The 431-nt window shown below is 58.9% G+C and carries 1 protein-coding gene; it reads right to left on the reverse strand.

The window, feature by feature from the left end; translation table 11 throughout:
* On the reverse strand, positions 1-225 hold a 225-nt coding region (locus HWY45_RS36405; protein WP_176118515.1), incomplete at its 3' end, for a helix-turn-helix domain-containing protein.
* Positions 226-431 lie beyond the last annotated feature (206 nt).

Genomic DNA, 431 nt, shown 5'->3' on the forward strand with positions numbered 1-431 from the left:
TCCTGGATCCAGGCGACGATTGCCGGGCTTCGATCGGTGTCCCGACACCAAACCCGCCGGACCATGCTCACGCAGCCGGGCGACCAGCCGGCGAACCTGCCGCGTCGTCAACTCCAGCCGTTCTGCCGCACGCCATGGCTTGAGCTTGCCGTCGGCTACGTCCTGAATGACCTTGAATCGGTCCAGCTCGCGCATCGTCATCGTGATCCGTTCCGTTGCAGCCATCGCAGCCTCCGGCGCCGGGAAGCCGGCGGCCGGTCAGCTTACGCGGTCCGAAAGCGGACATTTCTATGTAGCCAAAAGCGGACATTTCTATCTAGCCACTACAACCAATCAGGTTGATAATTATGATTATGTCAAATCACAAATTCACCGGAAACCACCACTGAACATCGGTGGATCTTGACCAGTCCGCCACCCCTCACTTTCGC

Source organism: Burkholderia stagnalis, from assembly GCF_902830275.1.
Taxonomy (GTDB): Bacteria; Pseudomonadota; Gammaproteobacteria; order Burkholderiales; family Burkholderiaceae; genus Burkholderia; species Burkholderia stagnalis.